The sequence below is a fragment of the Pseudomonas gingeri genome (assembly GCF_013385425.1).
GTDB lineage: Bacteria > Pseudomonadota > Gammaproteobacteria > Pseudomonadales > Pseudomonadaceae > Aquipseudomonas > Aquipseudomonas gingeri_D.
In genome coordinates, this window is the sequence record NZ_JACAQA010000059.1 from 1 (window position 1) to 1854 (window position 1854).

Genomic DNA, 1854 nt, shown 5'->3' on the forward strand with positions numbered 1-1854 from the left:
GGCAGTTACTGGTGACCTGGTTGAGTGAGGCTAGGATGGCAGGAGCCCGAAAAATTATGGCCTGCCAGGAAGTTGGTCTCTCGCTCAGAACCGTGCAGCGCTGGACTGAAACCGAGGCTGTTCAGGCGGACGCCCGAACGACCACGGCACGGCCCAAGCCGCGCAATGCGCTAAGCGAGGTCGAACGACAAGCGATCATGGCGCTGTGCAACAGCCCGGGCTACGCCCATTTGCCGCCCAGCCAGATCGTGCCGAGGCTGGCCGACCAACAGCGCTATCTGGCGTCGGAAGCGACGTTTTATCGGGTGCTGCGTGCGGCGGGTCAGCAACAGCATCGTGGTCGGAGCCAGCGTCCCCGGCGCCACGCCGCACCGACGACTCACGCGGCCCAAGGCCCCAACCAGGTGTGGTCGTGGGACATCACCTACCTGCCGTCTCCGGTACGCGGTCAGTATTTTTGTGTTTTCAAAAAGCTGAAAACGTCCACAAAGTGTCCACACGTAAAAAATCCAAGGCTTCTTTCTGATCGATTTCGAGCGAGTCGGGACCGAATACCTAGAAAGAGATTGAGACGGCTGCGCACCTGGCGCGAGAAGGTTCAGGCGTGGACTTCGCGATCCAGGACATCAGAAACCCACTGATTGATGCTCTTGTGAGCCAATTGCGCCTTGACAGCCACTGTGGCGTGAAGCGCCGGAGCCAGTCGCAGGCTCAGATTTCCAGAGTAGGGCTTCTGTGGAGCACGACCGAGCTTGGCGCAAGTGTCGAGGTAATCGACGACAGCCTCTTCAAACGCTGCTCGAAGCTCCTGAACCGACTCACCATGGAATCCAACGATATCTTTAATGCCTGCGATGTGACCGACAAAAAGGCCGTCCTCTTCGCTGTACTCGATTCGGGCGGCATAGCCCTGGTAATTCATCACGTTCATGGGGTAACTCCTGCTTGTTCAAGGAAAGCCCGAGCATCACGAACCTGGTAAGGCTTTGCTTCTTTATCGGGGTGTGGTCGGTGGAAGGTTCCGACCGCATCGTTCAGTTCAAATCGTACTCGCGACCCATTGCCTTCAATGGTTTTGGCGCCGACGGCACCAAACAGCGATTCGATACGAGCCCATTCCAGCGTGGCCGGAGTGGGCTTCGAGAAGACGGCCTTCAGGGTGCTGAGCTGCTTGTTATTCATGGTATTACACTATGATACCGTACGCGATAGGGCAGCCATTCAATACTGATTGAGTAGAGCCAAGCGTGGCTTTGGCCTATCTGGAGGGGTTAAGCCTGGATCTGGCCACGATAGCGTCCACAAAACGTCCACACCTGAGAAAAATATTTTCTACTCATTTCTAAAACGGCCCCGAAAATATTGATCCTCGTGGGTCTCACCCGATAGATGGCTCGCTGCTTGAACCTGTATGTGGATTCCATGACCATCCAGCCCCCCATTCCAGAACACACGGACTCAATCAATCGAACAACTACCTATGTATATGCGTACTCGGAGGGACGTCTCCCAAGGCGACATGACGAGAAACGGCCGTCCAAAAAAACTAATATTTCCTACTTGTTTTGGTCGTGGGAGAATGTTGTGTGCGCTCGCTGCTGGGTCTACATTTCTGTGGTCGCTGCAAATTCAGCGATGCGGGTTTCGCAGCCCGGTAGATGAGCTAGCGCACAGCGCCGCGTCAGCGGTTTTTTTATGTCCGCGTTATGGCGGGCTGTGCGCAGGAGGCTTATGCCTGCCGGTTGTCCTAGCTCACCGGTCTGCGAACCTGCGTACAGTTCGCCACCCTTGTTTCGCAGCAAGTGTGGTGATCTCCTAAACTGAGCCAGGAGATGTCATCGCCAATGTAAAACT

2 protein-coding genes and 1 pseudogene are annotated in these 1854 nt (G+C 55.6%); 1 reads left to right on the plus strand and 2 read right to left on the minus strand.

Annotation, left to right across the window (positions count from 1 at the left end; all coding sequences use genetic code 11):
- Nucleotides 1-467 (plus strand): annotated as a pseudogene (locus HX830_RS31735) (helix-turn-helix domain-containing protein); the annotation flags it as partial.
- A gap of 131 nt (nucleotides 468-598) precedes the next feature.
- On the opposite strand, the gene HX830_RS31740 reads toward HX830_RS31735, so the two are convergent.
- Both HX830_RS31740 and HX830_RS31745 read right to left on the minus strand, forming a co-directional pair.
- On the minus strand, nucleotides 599-931 hold the full coding sequence (locus HX830_RS31740; RefSeq protein WP_100944003.1) for a type II toxin-antitoxin system HicB family antitoxin: 333 nt from the start codon (nucleotides 929-931) through the stop codon (nucleotides 599-601).
- A complete protein-coding gene (locus tag HX830_RS31745) occupies nucleotides 928-1182 on the minus strand; it encodes a type II toxin-antitoxin system HicA family toxin (protein ID WP_100944004.1) in 255 nt (84 codons plus the stop codon). Before HX830_RS31745 ends, HX830_RS31740 begins: the two co-directional genes overlap by 4 nt.
- Nucleotides 1183-1854: the final 672 nt, after the last annotated feature.